20 protein-coding genes are annotated in these 18,717 nt (G+C 63.7%); 15 read left to right on the forward strand and 5 right to left on the reverse strand.

Annotated elements, in window-relative coordinates; genetic code table 11:
• Positions 1-84: 84 nt before the first annotated feature.
• The 4 genes from CAG18_RS12815 (at position 85) to CAG18_RS12830 (ending at position 3,364) form a co-directional block, all read left to right on the forward strand.
• The gene (locus CAG18_RS12815; RefSeq protein WP_015271778.1) at positions 85-471 is read left to right on the forward strand and encodes a CidA/LrgA family protein; all 387 of its coding nucleotides are present in this window, start codon (positions 85-87) and stop codon (positions 469-471) included.
• Entirely contained in the window at positions 461-1,147 is a 687-nt protein-coding gene (locus tag CAG18_RS12820) for an LrgB family protein (protein WP_015271777.1), read from the forward strand. Before CAG18_RS12815 ends, CAG18_RS12820 begins: the two co-directional genes overlap by 11 nt.
• Positions 1,148-1,323: 176 nt before the next feature.
• Positions 1,324-2,229 carry an alpha/beta fold hydrolase gene (locus tag CAG18_RS12825; RefSeq protein ID WP_039613040.1) on the forward strand — a complete coding sequence of 302 codons (906 nt, stop codon included), beginning with the start codon at positions 1,324-1,326 and terminating at the stop codon, positions 2,227-2,229.
• A gap of 220 nt (positions 2,230-2,449) precedes the next feature.
• A complete protein-coding gene (locus CAG18_RS12830) occupies positions 2,450-3,364 on the forward strand; it encodes an SDR family oxidoreductase (RefSeq protein WP_085720991.1) in 915 nt (304 codons plus the stop codon).
• A 262-nt stretch (positions 3,365-3,626) separates the two neighbouring features.
• On the opposite strand, the gene CAG18_RS12835 is transcribed toward CAG18_RS12830, so the two are convergent.
• Entirely contained in the window at positions 3,627-4,409 is a 783-nt protein-coding gene (locus tag CAG18_RS12835; RefSeq protein ID WP_054572766.1) for an IclR family transcriptional regulator, read from the reverse strand.
• 174 nt (positions 4,410-4,583) lie between these two features.
• Between CAG18_RS12835 and hmgA the strand changes: the two genes are divergently transcribed.
• From hmgA to maiA, 3 genes are read left to right on the forward strand one after another with little or no spacing between them, the layout of a single operon-like run.
• Complete coding sequence (gene hmgA / locus CAG18_RS12840) at positions 4,584-5,885, forward strand: homogentisate 1,2-dioxygenase (RefSeq protein WP_015271773.1); 1,302 nt, start codon at positions 4,584-4,586, stop codon at positions 5,883-5,885.
• A 3-nt stretch (positions 5,886-5,888) separates the two neighbouring features.
• Positions 5,889-7,181 carry a fumarylacetoacetase gene (fahA, locus tag CAG18_RS12845; protein ID WP_015271772.1) on the forward strand — a complete coding sequence of 431 codons (1,293 nt, stop codon included), beginning with the start codon at positions 5,889-5,891 and terminating at the stop codon, positions 7,179-7,181.
• Positions 7,182-7,193: 12 nt separating this feature from the next.
• The gene (gene maiA / locus CAG18_RS12850; RefSeq protein ID WP_054572768.1) at positions 7,194-7,826 is read left to right on the forward strand and encodes a maleylacetoacetate isomerase; all 633 of its coding nucleotides are present in this window, start codon (positions 7,194-7,196) and stop codon (positions 7,824-7,826) included.
• Here maiA and CAG18_RS12855 read toward each other — a convergent pair.
• Positions 7,820-8,626, reverse strand: coding sequence for a SirB1 family protein (locus tag CAG18_RS12855; protein WP_013974185.1), 807 nt, complete (start codon positions 8,624-8,626; stop codon positions 7,820-7,822). The genes maiA and CAG18_RS12855 overlap by 7 nt on opposite strands.
• A gap of 124 nt (positions 8,627-8,750) precedes the next feature.
• Here CAG18_RS12855 and CAG18_RS12860 point away from each other — a divergent pair, with 124 nt between their 5' ends.
• A complete protein-coding gene (locus CAG18_RS12860) occupies positions 8,751-9,770 on the forward strand; it encodes a Glu/Leu/Phe/Val dehydrogenase dimerization domain-containing protein (protein WP_015271770.1) in 1,020 nt (339 codons plus the stop codon).
• Between the two features lie 238 nt (positions 9,771-10,008).
• Here the strand turns inward: CAG18_RS12860 and CAG18_RS12865 are convergent, their stop codons facing one another.
• Positions 10,009-10,272, reverse strand: coding sequence for a YebG family protein (locus CAG18_RS12865; RefSeq protein ID WP_003260692.1), 264 nt, complete (start codon positions 10,270-10,272; stop codon positions 10,009-10,011).
• Positions 10,273-10,872: 600 nt separating this feature from the next.
• Here CAG18_RS12865 and CAG18_RS12870 point away from each other — a divergent pair.
• On the forward strand, positions 10,873-11,343 hold the full coding sequence (locus tag CAG18_RS12870) for a phosphate-starvation-inducible protein PsiE (protein WP_013974183.1): 471 nt from the start codon (positions 10,873-10,875) through the stop codon (positions 11,341-11,343).
• A gap of 3 nt (positions 11,344-11,346) precedes the next feature.
• On the opposite strand, the gene CAG18_RS12875 is transcribed toward CAG18_RS12870, so the two are convergent.
• The gene (locus CAG18_RS12875; RefSeq protein WP_024087728.1) at positions 11,347-11,637 is read right to left on the reverse strand and encodes a DUF3509 domain-containing protein; all 291 of its coding nucleotides are present in this window, start codon (positions 11,635-11,637) and stop codon (positions 11,347-11,349) included.
• A 121-nt stretch (positions 11,638-11,758) separates the two neighbouring features.
• Entirely contained in the window at positions 11,759-12,106 is a 348-nt protein-coding gene (locus CAG18_RS12880; protein WP_003260689.1) for an HPF/RaiA family ribosome-associated protein, read from the reverse strand.
• Positions 12,107-12,338: 232 nt separating this feature from the next.
• On the opposite strand from CAG18_RS12880, the gene CAG18_RS12885 reads away from it, so the two are divergent.
• The 6 genes from CAG18_RS12885 to CAG18_RS12910 all read left to right on the forward strand — a co-directional run bounded on the left by CAG18_RS12885 (position 12,339) and on the right by CAG18_RS12910 (position 18,713).
• Positions 12,339-12,644 carry a DUF3649 domain-containing protein gene (locus tag CAG18_RS12885; RefSeq protein ID WP_013974181.1) on the forward strand — a complete coding sequence of 102 codons (306 nt, stop codon included), beginning with the start codon at positions 12,339-12,341 and terminating at the stop codon, positions 12,642-12,644.
• Positions 12,641-14,218 (forward strand): PepSY domain-containing protein, encoded by a 1,578-nt coding sequence (locus CAG18_RS12890; RefSeq protein WP_085720992.1) that lies wholly within the window; start codon positions 12,641-12,643, stop codon positions 14,216-14,218. Before CAG18_RS12885 ends, CAG18_RS12890 begins: the two co-directional genes overlap by 4 nt.
• Entirely contained in the window at positions 14,218-14,544 is a 327-nt protein-coding gene (locus tag CAG18_RS12895) for a DUF3325 domain-containing protein (protein WP_015271767.1), read from the forward strand. The genes CAG18_RS12890 and CAG18_RS12895 overlap by 1 nt, the downstream gene beginning before the upstream one ends.
• A 22-nt stretch (positions 14,545-14,566) precedes the next feature.
• Positions 14,567-15,124 carry an RNA polymerase sigma factor gene (locus CAG18_RS12900; RefSeq protein ID WP_015271766.1) on the forward strand — a complete coding sequence of 186 codons (558 nt, stop codon included), beginning with the start codon at positions 14,567-14,569 and terminating at the stop codon, positions 15,122-15,124.
• Entirely contained in the window at positions 15,121-16,104 is a 984-nt protein-coding gene (locus CAG18_RS12905) for a FecR domain-containing protein (protein ID WP_085720993.1), read from the forward strand. Before CAG18_RS12900 ends, CAG18_RS12905 begins: the two co-directional genes overlap by 4 nt.
• 218 nt (positions 16,105-16,322) lie before the next feature.
• Positions 16,323-18,713, forward strand: a complete 2,391-nt coding sequence (locus CAG18_RS12910; protein WP_085720994.1) for a TonB-dependent receptor — start codon at positions 16,323-16,325, stop codon at positions 18,711-18,713.
• Positions 18,714-18,717: the final 4 nt, after the last annotated feature.

Here is an 18,717-nt window from a genome sequence, read left to right on the forward strand (position 1 = left end):
TTCTGGAATGTTGTTCAGTCTAACAATTCGCTTCTGGCCTAGGCAGCCAAAACTTAAAATGAGGGCCTGTAGAGGACCCCCCCCATGAAACCTGCGTTGTTGAAAAAAGCCCTGCGCCTGCTCGTCGAGCTGGCGATCCTCTGTGCTCTGTTCCTGCTCGGTGGCCAGCTTGCCACTTGGTTGGGCTGGCCGATTCCTGGCGGAGTGATGGGCTTGGCATTGCTGCTGTTGCTGTTTGCCTCAGGTGTGCTCAAGCCAGCCATGCTTCAACTGGGCGCAGGCTGGCTGATGGCTGAGATGCTGCTGTTCTTCATTCCGGCGCTGATGAGCCTGCTCGATTATGGCGCTCTGATCCGTGACGAGGGCTGGCGCATCCTGCTGGTGATTGCCGTGAGCACCCTGACGGTAATGGTGGTGACCGCGTTGACTGTGGAACTGGTGTGCCGCTGGAGGTTGCGCCATGAGCCTTGAACCCATGCCGCTGTTCTGGCTGGCTCTGACCTTGCTGGCGTACCTGGGCAGCCGCTGGCTGTACCGGCGCAGCGGGCGCTACCTGCTGTCGCCGCTGATCCTGGTGCCGGTACTGTTGCTGGCGGTGGCCGTGCCGCTGCACACCGCTTATGCCGAGTACGCCCGCAACACCCACTGGCTGATGAGTGTGCTTGGCCCGGTGACCGTGGCATTCGCGGTGCCGATCTGGCAGCAACGGGCCATGCTGGCGCGCCACTGGCCGGCACTGATGATGGGTATGGTCGCCGGTAGTAGCGCTTCGATCGCCAGTTCCTGGGGGTTGGCTCATATGTTGGCGCTGGACAGCGCGACCAGCCTGTCGCTGGTGCCGCGTTCTATCACCACGCCCTTTGCCATGCCACTGGCCCATGACCTGGGTGGCGTACCGGAGCTCACGGCGGTGTTCGTGATGTTCACCGGCGTACTGGGCGCCATGCTCGGCGGCGTGCTACTGCGCTGGTTGCCGTTGCGCACGCCGCTGGCGCGGGGCGCGCTGTTCGGTGTTGGCGCCCATGGTGCCGGTGTCAGCCGGGCACAGGAGGTAGGCCGCGAGGAGGGTTCGGTGGCCGGCCTGGTCATGGTCCTGACCGGGCTGTTGAACCTGTTCGCGGCACCGCTGCTGGCTGTGCTGCTCTGACCGTTCGTGCCACTGACTCGCCAAGTCATCAAGCTGGCTGGCAACGCAAGTTCCAGCCCATGGGCTGCTGGCTAGACTCAGCCTCGACATAGAGAGCACATGTAAGTGCCGAGGTGACATGCAATGACCGCAGCCTTGCTCTATTCCGCCAACACCACTTCACCGGGACCGTTCTGATGCCCATGGCCGAAATTCCATTGTGCGTCTGGCGTACCCGGGGACAGAGTTTCAGCTTCCGGGGCCAGAGCATCCGTTACTGGACCGCAGGGCAAGGAGAGCCCCTGCTTCTGTTGCACGGTTTCCCCACCGCCAGCTGGGATTGGCACTACCTTTGGGGGCCTTTGGCCCAGCGCTTCCGGGTTATCGCCTGTGACATGCTCGGCTTTGGCGATTCGGCCAAACCGGTCGATCACGTGTATAGCCTGATGGAGCAGGCCGACCTGCAGCAGGCTTTGCTCGCCGAGCTGAAGGTCGACCAGCCGGTGCATCTGTTGGCCCATGACTACGGCGGCAGTGTGGCCCAGGAAATGCTGGCGCGGCATCATGAACAGCGCGCCAGCATTGCCAGCTGCGTGTTCCTCAACAGCGGGCTGTTCCCCGAAAGCTGCCGCATGCTGCTGGTACAGAAGCTGTTGCTCAGCCGCCTGGGCTGGCTGGTAGGGCGCTCGTTCGGTCGCGACGACCTGGTGCGCAACGTGACCCAGGTCTACGGCCCTTGCACCCACCCTAGTGAAAGTGCGCTGGATGACTTCTGGAGCCTGATAGCCGCCAACCGTGGCACGCGCATCCTGCACAAGCTGGTGGGTTATATGCCAGAGCGCAGGTTGCACCGGGACCGCTGGGTTGGCGCGATGCAGCACGAAGGCGTGCCGCTGCGCTTCATCAATGGCGTGGACGACCCGCTTTCCGGCGCACACATGGTGGAGCGCTACCGGCAACTGGTGCCGGAGCCGGACACCGTGCAGTTGCAGGGCATCGGCCATTACCCGCATACCGAAGCGCCGGTGCAGGTGCTACGCCATTACCTGGCCTTTCGTGAACAACCGCTGAGCTGTTTCCAGCAGAAAGTGGCGTGGTCCTGACAGGGCCTCATCGCCGGCAAGGCGGCTCCCACAGGTACAGCGCATGCCTGGAGGCCGGCGCGGTTGGTGTGGGAGCTGGCTTGCCGGCGATGGGCCGCAAAGCGGCCCCATAACCATCGTGCTGCGTTATTGCCAGGCATTCAGCCTGCGTGAGCTTGATTGTCCGCCCGCTGCTGGCGGCGGACACTCGGCCTACCTGAACCTGCCTGGAGCCATGAGCATGAGCGAGCCTGTCTGTCTGCAAGATCGCGTGGTGATAGTCACCGGAGCCGGGGGCGGCCTGGGCCGTGCCCATGCGCTGCTGTTCGCTGCCCGTGGTGCGCGGGTGGTGGTCAACGACCTCGGCGGGTCCACCCACGGTGAAGGTGCCAGCGCCTCCGCCGCCGACCGGGTAGTAGAGGAGATCCGCGCTGCCGGGGGCAGTGCCATTGCCAACCATGATTCGGTCAGCCAAGGCGCGCGTATTGTCGAGCAGGCCCTGGACAGCTTCGGCCGGGTCGATGTGCTGGTGAACAATGCCGGCATCCTGCGTGACAAAACCTTCCACAAGATGGAAGACAGCGACTGGGAGCAGGTGTATCAGGTGCATGTCGAGGGGGCTTACAAGGTCACCCGCGCCGCCTGGCCGCACCTGCGCGAGCAGAACTGGGGGCGGGTGATCTTCACCGCTTCCACGTCCGGCATCTACGGCAACTTCGGCCAGGCCAATTACGGCATGGCCAAGCTGGGCCTGTATGGGCTGACACGTACCCTGGCGATCGAAGGGCGCAAGCACGGCATCCTGGTCAACGCCATCGCCCCCACGGGTGGCACCCGCATGACCGAAGGGTTGATCCCGCCCCAGGTGTTCGAGCGGCTCAAGCCTGAGCTGGTCAGCCCGCTGGTGGTGTATCTGGGCAGCGAGCAGTGCCAGGGCAGTGGTGAGCTGTTCGAAGTGGGGGGCGGTTGGGTGGGCAAGGTGCGTTGGGAGCGCAGCCTGGGGGTAGGCTTCGATCCGCGTGAAGGCTTTACTCCGGAGCAGGTGGCGGAGAACTGGGCACGGATTGGCGACTTCGACGGGGCAGTGCACCCACAGGACAGCTTGCAGGCGTTGCAGCAGATGATGGCCAACTTGCAGAAGTATCCGCTTGGCTGAAACTTGTATGCCTGTGCCGGCCTCTTCGCGGGCGAAGATTTTTTCAGGGCAGATAAAAAAGGCCGCTGCAAGCCGCAGCGGCCAATCGAGACGTCAGATCAAGGAGCTTCAAAATCTACGTCGGTGAACCTCGCAGGCCTGAAAGGCGGGGGGAGAGCCCTTCATGCCGGCCAGTGAGTTAAGAATAAGCGCCTGATCCTGCAGGAAAAATAGCCGCTTATGACATTCACCTTTACGTATCGGGCAATAGTGCCGAAGGCGCTCAGTCGGCGGGCGAATAGCCCATGCGCCAGCTGGTTTCCCGTGCTGCTGCCAGCAACCGTTGCGCCGCCGGACCATGCTCGTCGGCATGGAAGATCGAGGTCGGCCCGACCACTGTCATCACCGCGGCGATCTGCCCCATGGCATTGAACACCGGGGCCGACAGCGCATCCACGCCCGGCATCAACAGCCCGTGCACATGGTGCAGGCCACGTTCACGAATGCCCGCCAGTACTGCCTGGTAGTCGGCGGCGCTGTGCTGCAGGGCGGCCAGTTCCCGGTCACGCAACTCCACGGTCTCGCGCTCGGGAAGATAGGCAGCGAACACCAGCCCGGTGGACGAAGTGAGCAGCGGCAGAACCGAGCCGATCTGCGTTACCACCGTGACCGCGCGTACTGCCGGCTCGATGCTGACCACTGTCGCGCCCTGGTTGCCCCATACGGCAACGAAGCAGCTCTCGTTCAGTTCATCGCGCAGCTGTGACAATGGCAGCGCGGCAATCTTCAGCACATCGATGCTGCCCAGCGCCGCCAGCCCTACCCGAAGAGCCTCGCGCCCCAGGGCGTAATGGTTGGTGGCCGCATCCTGTTCGGCAAAACCGCTGGCGATCAACGCCTGCAGGTAACGGTGCACCTTGCTCGCTGGCATCTGCACATGTTCCGCCAGGCGCGACAGGGAGGTGGACGGGGAGAGCTCGGCAAGAGCCTTCAGGATGTCGGTGCCGACCTCCGCCGAGCGGACTTTCTGCTTGCCGTTGTCGGCGGGGGAGCTGGCTTTTGCCATGGACATCTTCTTCCGGATTCTTCGAGTCGCGCCTTTATAGCTTGACGCATTGCCCGTAGCAAATTACGTTATTCGTAATCTGATTACGATAAAAACAATGCAGACGCGCTGCCACCCCGCCCCGGGCCAGCAGCCAGCTGCCAGCAACGGCTCGGCCAGAGCCCGGAGGCATCGATGAATCGCGATACGTCACCCGACCTTCACTACCTCAGCGGCTTCGGCAACGAGTTTGCCAGCGAAGCGCTGCCAGGGGCCTTGCCGGTCGGGCAGAACTCGCCGCAGAAGGCGCCCTATGGGCTGTACGCCGAGCTGCTCTCGGGGACGGCGTTCACCATGACCCGCAGCGAACTGCGCCGCACGTGGCTGTACCGTATTCGCCCATCTGCCTTGCATCCCCGTTTCGAGCGCCTGGCGCGCCAGCCGCTGACCGGCCCGCTGGGGGCCATCACCCCCAACCGCCTGCGCTGGAACCCCCAGCCGATCCCCGTCGAACCGACCGATTTCATCGAGGGCTGGCTGCCCATGGTGGCCAACGCCGCTGCGGAAAAACCGGCCGGCGTGAGCATCTACATCTACCGCGCCAACCGGTCGATGGAGCGGGTGTTCTTCAACGCCGACGGTGAACTACTGCTGGTGCCGCAACAGGGCCGCCTGCGCATTGCCACCGAGCTGGGGGTGATGGAAGTCGAGCCGCTGGAAATCGCGGTCATCCCGCGTGGCATGAAGTTTCGGGTGGAACTGCTCGACGGCGAGGCCCGCGGCTATATCGCCGAAAACCACGGCGCGCCGCTGCGCATCCCGGACCTGGGCCCGATCGGCAGCAACGGGCTGGCAAACCCGCGCGACTTCCTCACCCCTGTGGCGCGCTACGAAGAGGCCGATGGCCCGGTGCAGCTGGTGCAGAAGTTCCTGGGCGAACATTGGGCCTGCGAACTGCAGCACTCGCCACTGGACGTGGTCGCCTGGCATGGCAGCAACGTGCCGTACAAGTACGACCTGCGTCGCTTCAACACCATCGGTACGGTCAGCTTCGACCACCCGGACCCGTCGATCTTCACTGTGCTGACCTCGCCGACCAGCGTGCATGGCATGGCCAACATGGACTTCGTGATCTTCCCGCCACGCTGGATGGTGGCCGAGAACACCTTCCGTCCACCATGGTTCCACCGCAACCTGATGAACGAGTTCATGGGCCTGATCAATGGTGCCTACGACGCCAAGGCCGAGGGCTTCCTGCCGGGTGGCGCCTCGCTGCACGGGGTTATGAGCGCCCATGGCCCCGACGCCGAAACCTGCGAAAAGGCTATTGCTGCCGACCTGGCACCGCACAAGATCGACAACACCATGGCCTTCATGTTCGAGACCAGCCAGGTGCTGCGCCCGAGCCTGCAAGCCCTTGAATGCCCGCAGTTGCAGGCCGACTACGATAGTTGCTGGGCCACCTTGCCGAGCACCTTCAACCCGAACCGGAGATAACCCATGAATCAGACCGCCATTGCCCGTAGCTGGGTCGAGCACGCCAACGGGCACAGCGACTTCCCGCTGCAGAACCTGCCGTTGGGCATCTTCAGCCGGCCGGGTGAAGCCAAGCGCTGTGGCGTGGCCATCGGCGACGCGATCCTCGACCTGGAGGCGGTGCTGGCCGCAGGCCTGTTCGACGGTGCCGCCAAGGCCGCGGTCGAGGCCACCCGTGGTGGGGTCTTGAACGCATTCTTCGCCCTCGGCCGCGGTGCCCGCGTCGCCCTGCGCGAGCGCCTGCTGGTGCTGCTGGGCGAACACAGTGAACATAAGGCGGCACTGCAGGCCGCCCTGTACCCGGCCAGCGCCTGCCAGCTGCATGTACCGGCGCAGATCGGTGACTACACCGACTTCTACGTGGGCATCGAGCACGCCAAGAACGTGGGCAAGCTGTTCCGCCCCGACAACCCGCTGCTGCCCAACTACAAGTACGTGCCGATCGGTTATCACGGCCGTGCCTCGACCATCCGCCCGTCCGGCACCGATGTGCGCCGGCCCAAGGGCCAGACGCTGCCGGCCGGGCACACCGAGCCAAGCTTCGGCCCCTGCGCGCGCCTGGACTACGAGCTGGAGCTGGGTATCTGGATCGGCCAGGGCAACGACATTGGTCAGGCGATCCCGGTAGGCGATGCCGCCGAGCACGTGGCTGGCCTGTGCCTGCTCAACGACTGGTCGGCGCGCGATATCCAGGCCTGGGAATACCAGCCGCTGGGGCCGTTCCTGTCCAAGAGCTTCATCACCACCATCTCGCCTTGGGTAGTTACCGCCGAAGCGCTTGAGCCGTTCCGCTGTGCCCAGCCCTCACGCCCGGAAGGCGACCCGCAGCCACTGTCGTACCTGCTGGACAAGCGCGACCAGGCCGCTGGTGCATTCGATATCGAGCTTGAGGTACTGCTGCTGACCGAGCGCATGCGCGAGCAGGATCTTGCCCCGCACCGCCTGACCCTGAGCAACACCCGCAGCATGTACTGGACAGTGGCGCAGCTGGTCGCGCACCACAGCGTCAACGGCTGCCAGTTGCAACCGGGCGACCTGTTCGGTTCGGGCACGCTGTCGGGCGCCACTCCAGGTTCGTTCGGCAGCCTGCTGGAGATAACCGAAGGGGGCAAGCACCCGGTGGAACTGGCCAGTGGCGAGGTGCGCAAGTTCCTCGAAGACGGCGACGAGATCATCCTGCGTGCCCGCTGCGTGCGTGATGGTGTGGCCAGCATCGGTTTCGGTGAATGCCGCGGCACGGTCATCGCGGCCAACTGAGGAGGCACGGGCATGGAGCTGTACACCTATTACCGTTCCACCTCGTCCTACCGGGTGCGCATTGCCCTGGCGCTGAAGGGGCTGGCCTACCAGTCCGTGCCGGTCAACCTGTTGCAGGGTGAGCAGCGCGGTTCGGGCTATGTCGCGGTCAACCCGCAGGGCCGCGTGCCGGCCTTGCGCACCGATGGCGGTGAGCTGCTGGTGCAGTCGCCGGCGATCATCGAGTACCTGGAGGAGGTTTATCCACAGCCCGCGCTGCTGCCTTCTGCGGCCGAGGCGCGCGCCAAGGTACGGGGCGTGGCGGCGATCATCGGCTGCGACATCCACCCGCTGCACAACGTCAGCGTGCTCAACCGACTGCGCCAGGCCGGCCAGGACGAAAGCCAGGTCAACCAGTGGATTGGTCACTGGATCAGCCAAGGGTTGGCGGCAGTTGAGCAACTGATAGGCGATCATGGCTTCTGCTTCGGCGATGAGCCGGGCCTGGCGGATGTCTATCTGATCCCGCAGTTGTACGCGGCCGAACGCTTCAACATCGACCTCGACAGCTTCCCGCGCATCCTTCGGGTTGCCGCCCTTGCGGCCGAACACGCGGCGTTCGCCCAGGCCCACCCCGCCCGGCAGCCGGACAGCCCGGCTCAGTGAATGGAACGGTTCGCCGCCGGAAGCTTGCCGATACGTTCGGAAAGCTTCAGGCGCTGGACCGGGTCCTCTGTCAGCAATAACGCATGCTCCAGATCAAAGCGCTCGGCCTGCGGGCAATCCAGATGCTGGTATAGCGAAGCGCGAGTCACATAGTCGCTGACCTGCACCGGGCCCAGTTGCATGACCCGCTCGGCATCGATCAGTGCCGCCAGGTGGTTGTCGTTGCTTATATGCAACTGGCGCAGGTTGCGTGACAGGCGTTGCAGCATCTGCAGCGGGCTGGCACTGCGCATGTGCTCGGCAGTCAGCGCTACATGCGGGCCGAACTGGCGAGCCAGCAGCTCACGGCAGTCGTTGGGGTAGAGACGCCGGCCGCCACAGGGGTCAAGCAGGTGATCGGCACCCGGCACGCGCAGCAGGAAATGGCCAGGGAAGCCTACGCCCTCAAGGGGTATGGACAGACGCCGGGCCAGTTCCAGGGCGAGGATGGCAAGTGTCAGTGGTTGGCCACGGCGGCGTTGCAGCACCTTGTCCATCATCGCGGCATGCGGGCGCAGCGGGTGATATTCATCCTGCTGGAAGCCTAGGGCATTGAGTTGGCGCAGCAGTGGCTGTGCCAGTTCGCACAGCGGCAGCATCGGCAGATTGGTGCTTATCTCACGCTGCAGGTCATGCAGCTTGGCAAGGCTGGCCGCGGGCTCGACGCTTCGGTCGTGCTCGGCGGCAATCCATAATGCGGCTTCCAGCAGGGCGACGGGCTCGCGTTCCAGGCAGGCCAGGCAGGCTTGACGTGGCTTCATGGGGCTTCTCCACACACGTTTGAGTATTAGCCGTGGCGCGCGGTTTCGTCCAGTGGTCCGGCGGCGCTACCAGCCCAAGGGCCGTGCCTATACTGGAAAGAGCACCTCGTAGGGGAGCCTGTCGATGTTCGCGCTGATGCAAAGCACCCGTACCCAGTCGCTGCACTTGTTCACCGATCCGCCTACCGGCCTGAAGGCTGTGGTGGTGATCCACAGCGAGCAGTTGGGCCCCGCCATGGGCGGTTGCCGCTACCTGCCTTATGCCGATGATGAAAGCGCCATGACAGACGCCATTCGCCTTGCCCAGGGTATGAGCTACAAGGCGGCGCTGGCTGGCCTGCCATTGGGGGGCGGCAAGGCGGTGATCATGCGCAACCCGCATGTGGAAAACCGTGCCGCGCTGTTCGAGGCCTTTGGCCGCTTCATCGACACCTTGCAAGGGCGCTTCATCATCGCCGTGGACAGCGGCACCTCGACCCTGGACATGGACTGCATTGCCCAGAGCACACCGCATGTGACCAGCACCACGGCCTCGGGTGACCCCTCACCGCATGCGGCGATGGGGGTTTTTGCTGGCATTCGTGCCACCACTTCGTTCCGCCTTGGCAGTGATGACCTGCAAGGGCTTCGGGTTGCGGTGCAAGGGCTGGGCAATGTCGGTTATGCGCTGGCGGAGCAACTGCATGCGGCAGGGGCGGACCTGCTGGTGAGCGACCTAGACCCTGGACGAGTGCGGCTGGCGGTGGAGCAGTTCAATGCCCATCCGGTGACCAACGATGCGTTGATCAGCACCCCTTGCGACATCTTTGCCCCTTGCGGTGTGGGGCCGGTGTTGAACGGGCAGAGCGTGATGCAGTTGCGTTGTGCGGCCGTGGCGGGGGCGGCGAACAACCAGCTGACCACCTTGCAGGTAGCCGACCAGCTGGAGTCGCGCGGGATACTGTATGCGCCCGATTACGTGATCAATGCCGGTGGGTTGATCTACGTGGCACTTACCCATCGTGGCGAAGACCTGGGCACCATCACCGCGCACCTGGCGCGGATACCTTCACGGCTGACCGAAGTGTTTGGCCATGCACAGGCAGAGAAGCGCTCGCCGGCGCGGGTGGCGCAGATGTTGGCAGAGCGGTTGCTCTACGGCTGATGTAATTTGTGTTCTTGCACTGGCCCTATCGCCGGCAAGCCAGCGCCCACCCCTGTCGCGCCGACTTGTAGGAGCAGCCTTGCGCTGCGAAGAGGCCATTACTGCCGAAGAATATCTGTTGCTCAACTACCCTCTTCGCAGCACAAGGCTGCTCCTACAGGGTAATGAGGTGACCTGAGCAATGGAGCAAGCCATGTACCCCCGTGGAGCTTGCTGGCGATGAGGCCAGTGCAGGCAATTACTCGGCCGCTGGCGCTTCGAGCAACTCGGCCAGCGCATCCGGCTGGCTCTTGAACGCCCGGGCGAACACATCGCGGTTTTTGGCCATGTAGATACCGGCTTCCTCGACCTGTTTCTCGCTCAGCGAGGGCACTGCCTTGTGCAGTACTTCGGCCAGGCGCTCGGCCAGTTCGAGCATCTTGTCGTGACGGTCTGCTTCGGCCTTATCCATGAACAAGCGCTCCGGGTCGCGGCTGCTGCGGTACACCACTTCGACGGCCATTCATCACCTCTATGCCTTTTGCTGGTTGCGTTTCGATTTACTGTATCTATATACAGTAATGGCAATGTTGATTGCTTCGCAAGCAGAAATTGTAGCGTGGTGCAGAGCGCTTACTGCTTCATGCCCAACTCAGCATCATCCATCAGCGCCTGGCCATCCGGGCACTTTCGCGGGTTTACCCGCGAAGAGGCCAGCCCAGACAACGCAACACTCAAACCTCAGTGCAAACTCCGAGGCTCAGCGGGCATCTGCACCTGAACCAGTGCCGACTCAAGCAAAGCCCGCAACGTCTCCAGCTCATGCATTGAGGTCATCATCAAATCAAAGCCGGTCGCTGTTTGGCAGCGACGATCCGAGACTAGTGCTCATCCCCGAACACCACAATGGCAGGGAGTATCTTTGGGAAATGCCCTACAAGGAAGGGGTTAAATCTGATTTTTCCCCAGCGCATGGTCGTGTTTCTGGCAACTTGCCACGCCTCAAGGTGCCTTGCGGCAATCGGTCGCCTTCCAAGGCAGGGGCCTGGCCCTTTAACTGCATGGCACAAGCGTCACACCGGTGACGCATCATCCTTCAAGACGTATCGGGGAATGGAACATCGTGAACATCAAATGGGCAGAAAAGCTGCGAAAGGGGCTGCACGGCTCGGCCGACTCGCTGGGAAACCTGTGCGTCGAGGCATTCCATTACCTGGCGCTGTTCGGCATTGGCGCGATCACCGCCTATGCGGCGGTGATGACGTTCCTCGACATGCTCGGCAAGGGCGGGGTCAGTGTCGATGACATCCTGCTGCTGTTCATCTACCTGGAGCTGGGGGCGATGGTCGGTATCTACTTCAAGACCAACCACATGCCGATCCGCTTCCTGCTGTACGTGGCCATCACCGCGCTGACCCGCCTGCTGATCGGCGACGTCTCGCACCACAAGGCGCCGGACGTAGGGCTGTTGTACCTGTGCGGTGGCATCCTGTTGCTGGCGTTCGCGATCCTGGTGGTGCGCTACGCCTCGTACCGCTACCCCTCGACCAAGGTACTGGATGCCAGCGGCAAGGAAGTGGAGGAGGGCAAGTAGCCCTCAGTTGGCGATGAAATGGCGCGGCTCGTGGCGGGCGTCACGGGTTAGCGCGGCCAGCACCTGAAGGGGGTTCTGGTTGTGCTCGATGGCCAGGCCCAGGCGGATGCTGTCGATCACCCGCTGCAGGCGCACCGGGTCATTGCGCTGGGCCTGGGTGATGAGGCGCTTGGCGACCACGCCAGCGTCGTCGGATAGGGTCAGCATGATGCTGCCGTCGAGGTTTGCAATGCTCAGGTTGACCCGGTATTCGGGGGCGAATGCAGCACTGATTCGTTCGAATGGGTTGTTCATGGTCATGCTTCTGCGCTGAATGAATGCAGAAGTTGACCGGGGAAATTACCTGTTGGTTCAGCGCCATCGATCGATACAAACGAAAACGCCCGGCATCAGGCCGGGCGTCTTGTGTTGCCGATCAGGCGTCTGGGTCACTCAGTTCCAGGGCGCCGCGCTTGCTGCGCAGTTTGCCGTAGAAGTGTTCCAGCGCGTGGTTGAGCTTGGTGGCGGCACCATCGACCGCCTGGTCCAGCGAAGTGGCGGTGTGGGTCACGGAAATCGGTTGATGGCCTTTGGGGCGAGCCTCCATCTGGCAGCGTTTGTCATGCGGTCCGGGCTTGGCGCCGTTCTCGTCGCGCAGGTGGACCTCGATGCGGGTGAGGTCGTCTTCGTAACGTTCCAGCGAGTTCTGCAGTGTGCTGCGGACCCACTGGTCGAGCCGGGCGTTGCCTTCGAAATGGTTGCTGCTGTTGACCTGGATTTGCATGATTCAATCCTTATTCAGCTTGCTCGCATGGAGACGCGCCTAGGCCTCTGAGACCCTTGGTATTTCTGCGTCTCTTGACTCTAAGGTCAGGCAACGGCGAAACGAATTCAAGCCCTTTTTGAAAATAAATTTCTTGTTGCATTCAAGGCAGCAGGCGACTCATCGCGTGGCCTTTGCTTATGAGAATTGAAATCATTATTATTGCAGCCCCGAAAACGCCCGGACCATCGCCATGACGCGCAAAACCGCCGGTCTCTCGCTCAGCTATCGCCTGGCCGTGACGTCACGCAGCCTTGCCGCGCTGCTGGGTGGCTACCTGCTGGCGTCCGTGGCCAGCGTCTGCATTTCACTGGTAGCGCCGCTGCCACGGGTCGATGCCACGCTCACCGGCCTGCTGCTGTCATTCGTTTTCTACCTGCTGGCGTTCATCTGGTGCTTTGCCTGCCGCAGCGCTTTGCGCGCCTGGCTGGGCGTACTGGCGCCAAGCGTGCTGCTGGGGGTGATCAGCGGGTTGGCATACTGGATGAAAACCCCATGAAAGAAGGCTTCCGCCAGGCCATGGCCTGGCTGCACACCTGGACCGGCCTGATCTTCGGCTGGCTGTTGTTCGCCATCTTCCTCACCGGCACGCTGTCGTATTTCAAGGAAGAAATCACCCACTGGTCGCAGCCAGAAGTGCGCAGCCATGCATTGGACCCGACCCATAGCCTGGAGGTGGCCCAGCGGTACCTGCAGGACAACGCCGGGCATTCGGGCACCTGGCTGATCCGCATGCCCAACGCACGCGAGGCCGCCTTGAACGTGGGTTATCGCGACCCAAATGGCGGGCCACGCGGTTTCGTCACCAAGACCCTTGATACCCAGACCGGGCAGCCGGTGGCGGCACGCGACAGTCGCGGTGGCGAGTTCTTCTACCGCTTCCACTTCCAGTTGCAGATGCCACACCCTTTCGGCCGATGGCTATCGACGTTGTGCGCCTTCATCATGCTGTTGGGGCTGGTCACCGGCATCATCACCCATAAGAAAATCTTCAAGGAGTTCTTCACTTTCCGCCCAGGCAAGGGCCAGCGCTCCTGGCTGGACGGGCACAACGCCATTGGCGTGCTGGTGCTGCCCTTCCACCTGATGATCAGCTACAGCAGCCTGGTGTTGTTCATGTACATGGTGATGCCGGCGGGCATCATGGCCAGCTACGGCAACGACACCGGCAAGTACTTCAACGAACTGTTCGGCCGTAACAATGCGCCCAAGGCGGCCCATGTGGCCGCGCCGCTGGTACCGTTGCCGAGCCTTTATGCCAAGGTGCAGGACCTGCAACCGGGCGCGCGTATCGGCCGTATCCAGGTGGAAAATGCCGGCGACAGCAATGCCCGCGTTACCTTCACGCAATCGGCTGCCGACCACGTGGCTTACCGGCGTAGCGCCAACTGGACCTTCGATGGCGTCAGCGGTGCTCTGCTGGGCCAGGGCAAACCGGAGAGTGGGGCAATGATGACCGCCTTCAGCTTTGCCGGCCTGCACATGGGCAATTTCGCCGGGCCCTGGCTGCGCTGGCTGTACTTCTTCTTTGGCGTGGCCGGTACTGCGGTGATTGGCACCGGCCTGGTGATGTGGCTGGGCAAGCGCCAGCTCAAGCATGCCAGAAGCGAACGCCTGCCGGGCGAACTGCGCCTGGTCGAGGTGCTCAATATCGCCAGCATGAGCGGCCTGTTGCTGGCCGTGGCGGGCTTCTTCTGGGCCAACCGCCTGATCCCGATGGGTGTCGACGGCCGCGCCGATTGGGAGGTCAATGCCTTCTTCTGCGCCTGGGGCCTGTCGCTGGTGCACGCCGTTCTGCGCAGTGGGCGGCGGGCATGGGGCGAGCAACTGGCACTGGGCGCGCTGGCCTTCGCCTTGCTGCCGCTGCTTAACGGTCTGACCACCGGCCAGGGCCTGAACCATTCGCTACCTGCGGGTGACTGGGCCATGGCTGGTTTCGACCTGACAGCGCTGGGCACCGGCCTGTTCCTGGCCTGGTTGGCCGGCAAGATGTTACACAGCCCGAAGGCTGTGGCCATGCGGGCCCCTCGTGCGGCAAGGAAGCCAAGCACTGAGACGGCGGAGGCGAGCTGATGCTGGGTAATGCACTGATCGCTTACGCCGGCTTCGTTGCCCTGTGCCTGGCCATGGAGAAGCACTTCGTCGACCTGCTCGGGCGCAAGCCGCGCCCCGGGCAGTTGCGCCTGTTGCGCAGCGCCGGTTGGCTGTTGCTGGTGCTGTCGCTGGTGCTCAGCGTGCACCTGCGGGGCTGGGCCCATGGCTTGGTGGAGTGGACCGCAGTGATGATGGCCGGGGTGACCCTGTGGGTGTTCGGCCTGCCATACCAGCCCCGCCTGTTGCTGGGCCTGGCCGCCGCCAGCGTGGTGCTGGGGCCGTTGCTGGCCGTGTTCGCCGAGTGACCAGGTGAGCGAGCCGGGCGACATGATCGAGGCGGATGCCGAAAGCGGCGGTGGGCGTGCGCGCTTCGTCCAGGTGTTCCAGGCCCAGCGGGCACGCATGGAGGCCCTGGTGAGCCGCCGGGTAGGCTGCCGGGCCACGGCATCGGACCTGGTCCAGGAGCTGTTCCTGCGCTTCTGGCGTCGCCCTGAGGTCAAGGTCGAGGCGCTGGATACCTACCTGCTGCGTTGCGCCGGGAACCTCGCCATCGACCACCTGCGCAGCGAAGGCAGCCGCGAGCGCGCAGCCGAAGCTGTGTTGCCGCTGGATGAAGCGGCCATGGCCCAGGCCCCGGAACAGGCCGTGGAGGTCGATCACGACTTGCAGCGCATCGACGCTGCCTTGCGCGCCTTGCCCGAGCGCACCCGGCAGATCTTCCTGCTCAACCGTATCCACGGCTGCAAGTACGGCGAGATCGCCAAGGCCATGCAACTGTCCCAGAGTGCTGTGGAAAAGCATATGATGCGCGCCCTCGAAGCGTGCAAGGCGAGTGTTGCCGAGCCCGCGTCCACCCCACGCCGGCCAGGGAGTGCCCGTCGATGAGCCGATTACCGCCGATCACCGAGGCGCAGTCCCGGGCTGCACTGCAATGGCTCAGCCGCATCAACGAGCAGCCTGCGCAAGCCGAGGGCGCGGCGTTCAAGCGCTGGCTGCTGGCCGAACCTGGGCACCGTGAGGCCTACGCCCAGGCCCAGGCGCTGTGGCAGAACAGCGCCGCCCCGGCGGCGCGCCTGGCCGCTGAAGAACAGGAAAGCCTGCAACGTTACCTGGATGCGATGGCCACGCCACCGGCCAGGCACCCCTGGCGGCAGCGGGTCGCGGCGCTGGCGGTGGCTGCGTGCCTGGTACTGGCCGTGGGCGTTGCCGGTGGTTGGCACCCGGCCCTGTGGCTGCAGGACCTGCAGGCCGACTACAGCAGTGCTGGTCAAGTTCGCCAGGTGACCTTGGCCGACCAGTCGCAGGTGACGCTGGATGCGGGGAGCGCGATTGCAGTCGATTTTGTGCAGGGCGAGCGCCGCGTGCGGTTGTTGCATGGCGCGGCGTACTTCCAGGTCACGCATACCGGCACGCCGTTCGTAGTGGAAGCTGCCGGTGGCGAGGTGCGCGTGCTTGGCACCCAGTTCGAAGTGCGCGAGCAGGACGAGGGAGCCCAGGTCACTGTGAGCAGCGGGCGGGTGGCGGTGAGCCCGGCGCCGGGCGCAGCAGCGCGTGAACTGACGGCCAACCAGCAGGTGGCCTATGCTTCCGGCCAAGTCGGCGACACCCTGGCGGTGGATAGTGACAACCGCCTGGCCTGGCGCCAGGGCTGGCTGAATTACTACCAGGTGCCGCTGGCTCAGGTGGTCGAAGACCTGGGGCGCTATTACCCGGGGCGCATCCTGTTGCTCGAGGATGAGTTGGGGCAGCGCAAGGTCAGTGGCAGTTTCCCCGTGGCCGAGCCGTTGCTGGCGCTGGATTCGCTGGGCAAGGTGATGGGCTTTTCGCGGCAGACTGTGCTGGGGCGTTTGACTTTCATCCGGTAGTCGCCTGTGCCGGCCTCTTCGCGGGTGAACCCGCTCCCACAGGAAGGGCGCAAGTTTCAAATCCTGTGCAGTACCTGTGGGAGCGGGTTCACCCGCGAAGAGGCCCGCCCAGGCAAAAATATTTTCAGATTGCGGGTGAGGTAACAGGACGTGGCATCCGTGTAATGAGTGGAAGTGCGATTCATTCGCAGTCACATCCCTCTCACAGGTCAGCGTCCATGAAGTTCACCCCGCGTTGCGTCCCTCTCTGGTTCGGCCTTTCCGCGTTCCCGGCATTCGCTGCCGCTCCCCTGGCCTGCGCCGTCGAGCAACAGCAGGTGTACCCCTTCGCCCAGCCGGCGCAACCCCTTGCCCAGGCACTCAGCGCCTTCAGCCGCACCACCGGCCAGAGCGTGGTCTACACCCTGGAACTGCCAGGTGTGCAGGCGCCGGCATTGAACGGCAGGTTCAGCGCCGAACAGGCCCTGCAACAGCTGCTGGGCACTACCGGGCTGGCCTGGCGCCGCGTCGATGCACGCACGCTCACCCTCGAAGCAGTGGACACCTCCGGCGCCCTCAACCTGCAGGCCATCACCGTGACCTCGCAACTGGACGACTACAGCTACCAGCCCCCGGCTACCGCCTCGATCATGCGCGGGCAGGGCCCTAGCCAGGACATTCCCCAGGCCATCAATGTGGTACCGGCCCAGGTCATCCGTGACCAGGCCCCACGCAACCTTGATGACGCTCTGGCCAATGTCAGCGGCATCACCCAGGGCAACAATTTCGGTGGCACCTCCGATACCGTGATGAAGCGCGGCTTCGGCGACAACCGCGACGGCTCGATCATGCGCGATGGCATGCCCATCGTGCAGGGCCGCAGCCTCAACGCCAGCACCGAGCGGGTCGAAGTGCTCAAGGGCCCGGCCTCGCTGCTGTACGGCATCCAGGACCCGGGCGGGGTCATCAACGTGGTCAGCAAGCGCCCGCAACTCGAGCAGTACAACGCCCTGACCGTGCGCGGGTCGACCTACGGCAGCGGCAAGAACGGCAGCGGTGGCGGGTTCGACAGCACCGGCGCGCTGGGCGACAGCAACTTCGCCTATCGCCTGATCGTCGACCACGAAGATGAGGACTACTGGCGCAACTACGGCGTGCACCGCGAATCGCTGGTAGCGCCGTCGCTGGCCTGGCTGGGCGAAGACACCCAGGTGGTACTGGCCTACGAGCATCGCGAGTTTCTCTACCCCTTCGACCGTGGCACGGCGTTCGGCAACAACGGCCACCCGCTGGACATCCCTGCCACGCGGCGCCTGGACGAGCCCTTCAACGACATGGAAGGGCGCTCCGACCTGTACCGTCTGGAAGTCGACCACCAGTTTGCCGATGACTGGAAGCTGCACTTCGGCTACAGCTTCAACCGCGAAACCTATGATGCCAGCCAGGTGCGGGTGACCGGCGTGAATGAAAAAAGCGGCACGCTGTCGCGCAGCATTGACGGCACCCACAACGCCATGAGCCGTGACCAGTTCGCCACCCTGAGCCTGGCCGGTAATGTGCAACTGGCCGGGATGCAGAACGACCTGCTGTTCGGCATCGATCACGAGGACCGCAAGATTTTCCGCGGTGACATGATCCGGCAGACCGCCCAATCCACCTTCAGCTATATGAACCCGGTCTACGGGCAGGAAGTGGAGGGCACCACCGTCAAAGCCAGTGACAGCGACCAGACCGACAAGCTGCGCACCGACGCGTTGTTCGTGCAGGACGCGCTGCACCTGGATGATCACTGGATCCTGGTGGCTGGTGCGCGCTTCCAGCAGTTCGACCAGTACGCTGGCCGTGGCCGCCCTTTCAAGGCCAACACCGACATCAATGGCCAGGCGTGGGTGCCGCATGCAGGTATCGTCTACAAGGTCGATGATCAACTGTCGTTTTATGGCAGCTATAGCGAGTCGTTCAAGCCCAACTCGACTATCGCGCCGCTGGTCGGCAATGTGGTGCTCGACTCGTCGGTGGCGCCGGAGGAGGGCAAATCGTGGGAACTGGGCGCCAAGCTCGACATGCCGGGCCGCCTGACAGGCACTCTGGCGTTGTTCGATATCACCAAGCGCAACGTGCTGGTTTCCAACTTTGATACCAGTACTCGTGAAACGGTGTACAGCAATGCCGGGGAGGTCGGTTCACGGGGCGTTGAGCTGGACCTGACTGGCCAGCTGAGCGAGCGATGGAGCCTGATTGGCAGCTATGCCTACACCGATGCCAAGGTGACCAAGGACCCGGCCCTGCAGGGCAACCGCCTGCAGAACGTGGCCCGGCACAGTGGTTCGCTGTCGGCGGTGTATGACTACGGCAGCCTGTTCGGTGGCGACCGCTTGCGTCTCGGTGCCGGTGCAAGGTATGTCGGCGAGCGCGCGGGTAACTCGACCAACACCTTCGACCTGCCGTCCTATACCGTGGCCGATGCCTTTGCCAGCTACGAGACCAGGCTCGACGAGCACAAGGTGCTGCTGCAGCTGAACGTGAAGAACCTGTTCGACAAGGTTTACTACAGCTCGGCGGTGAACCAGTACTTTGTGGCCATTGGCGATGCGCGGCAGGTGAGCTTGTCCAGTACCTTCGAGTTCTAGGCCA

It is taken from the genome of Pseudomonas sp. B22(2017) (assembly GCF_002113105.1).
Classification (GTDB): Bacteria; Pseudomonadota; Gammaproteobacteria; order Pseudomonadales; family Pseudomonadaceae; genus Aquipseudomonas; species Aquipseudomonas asiatica.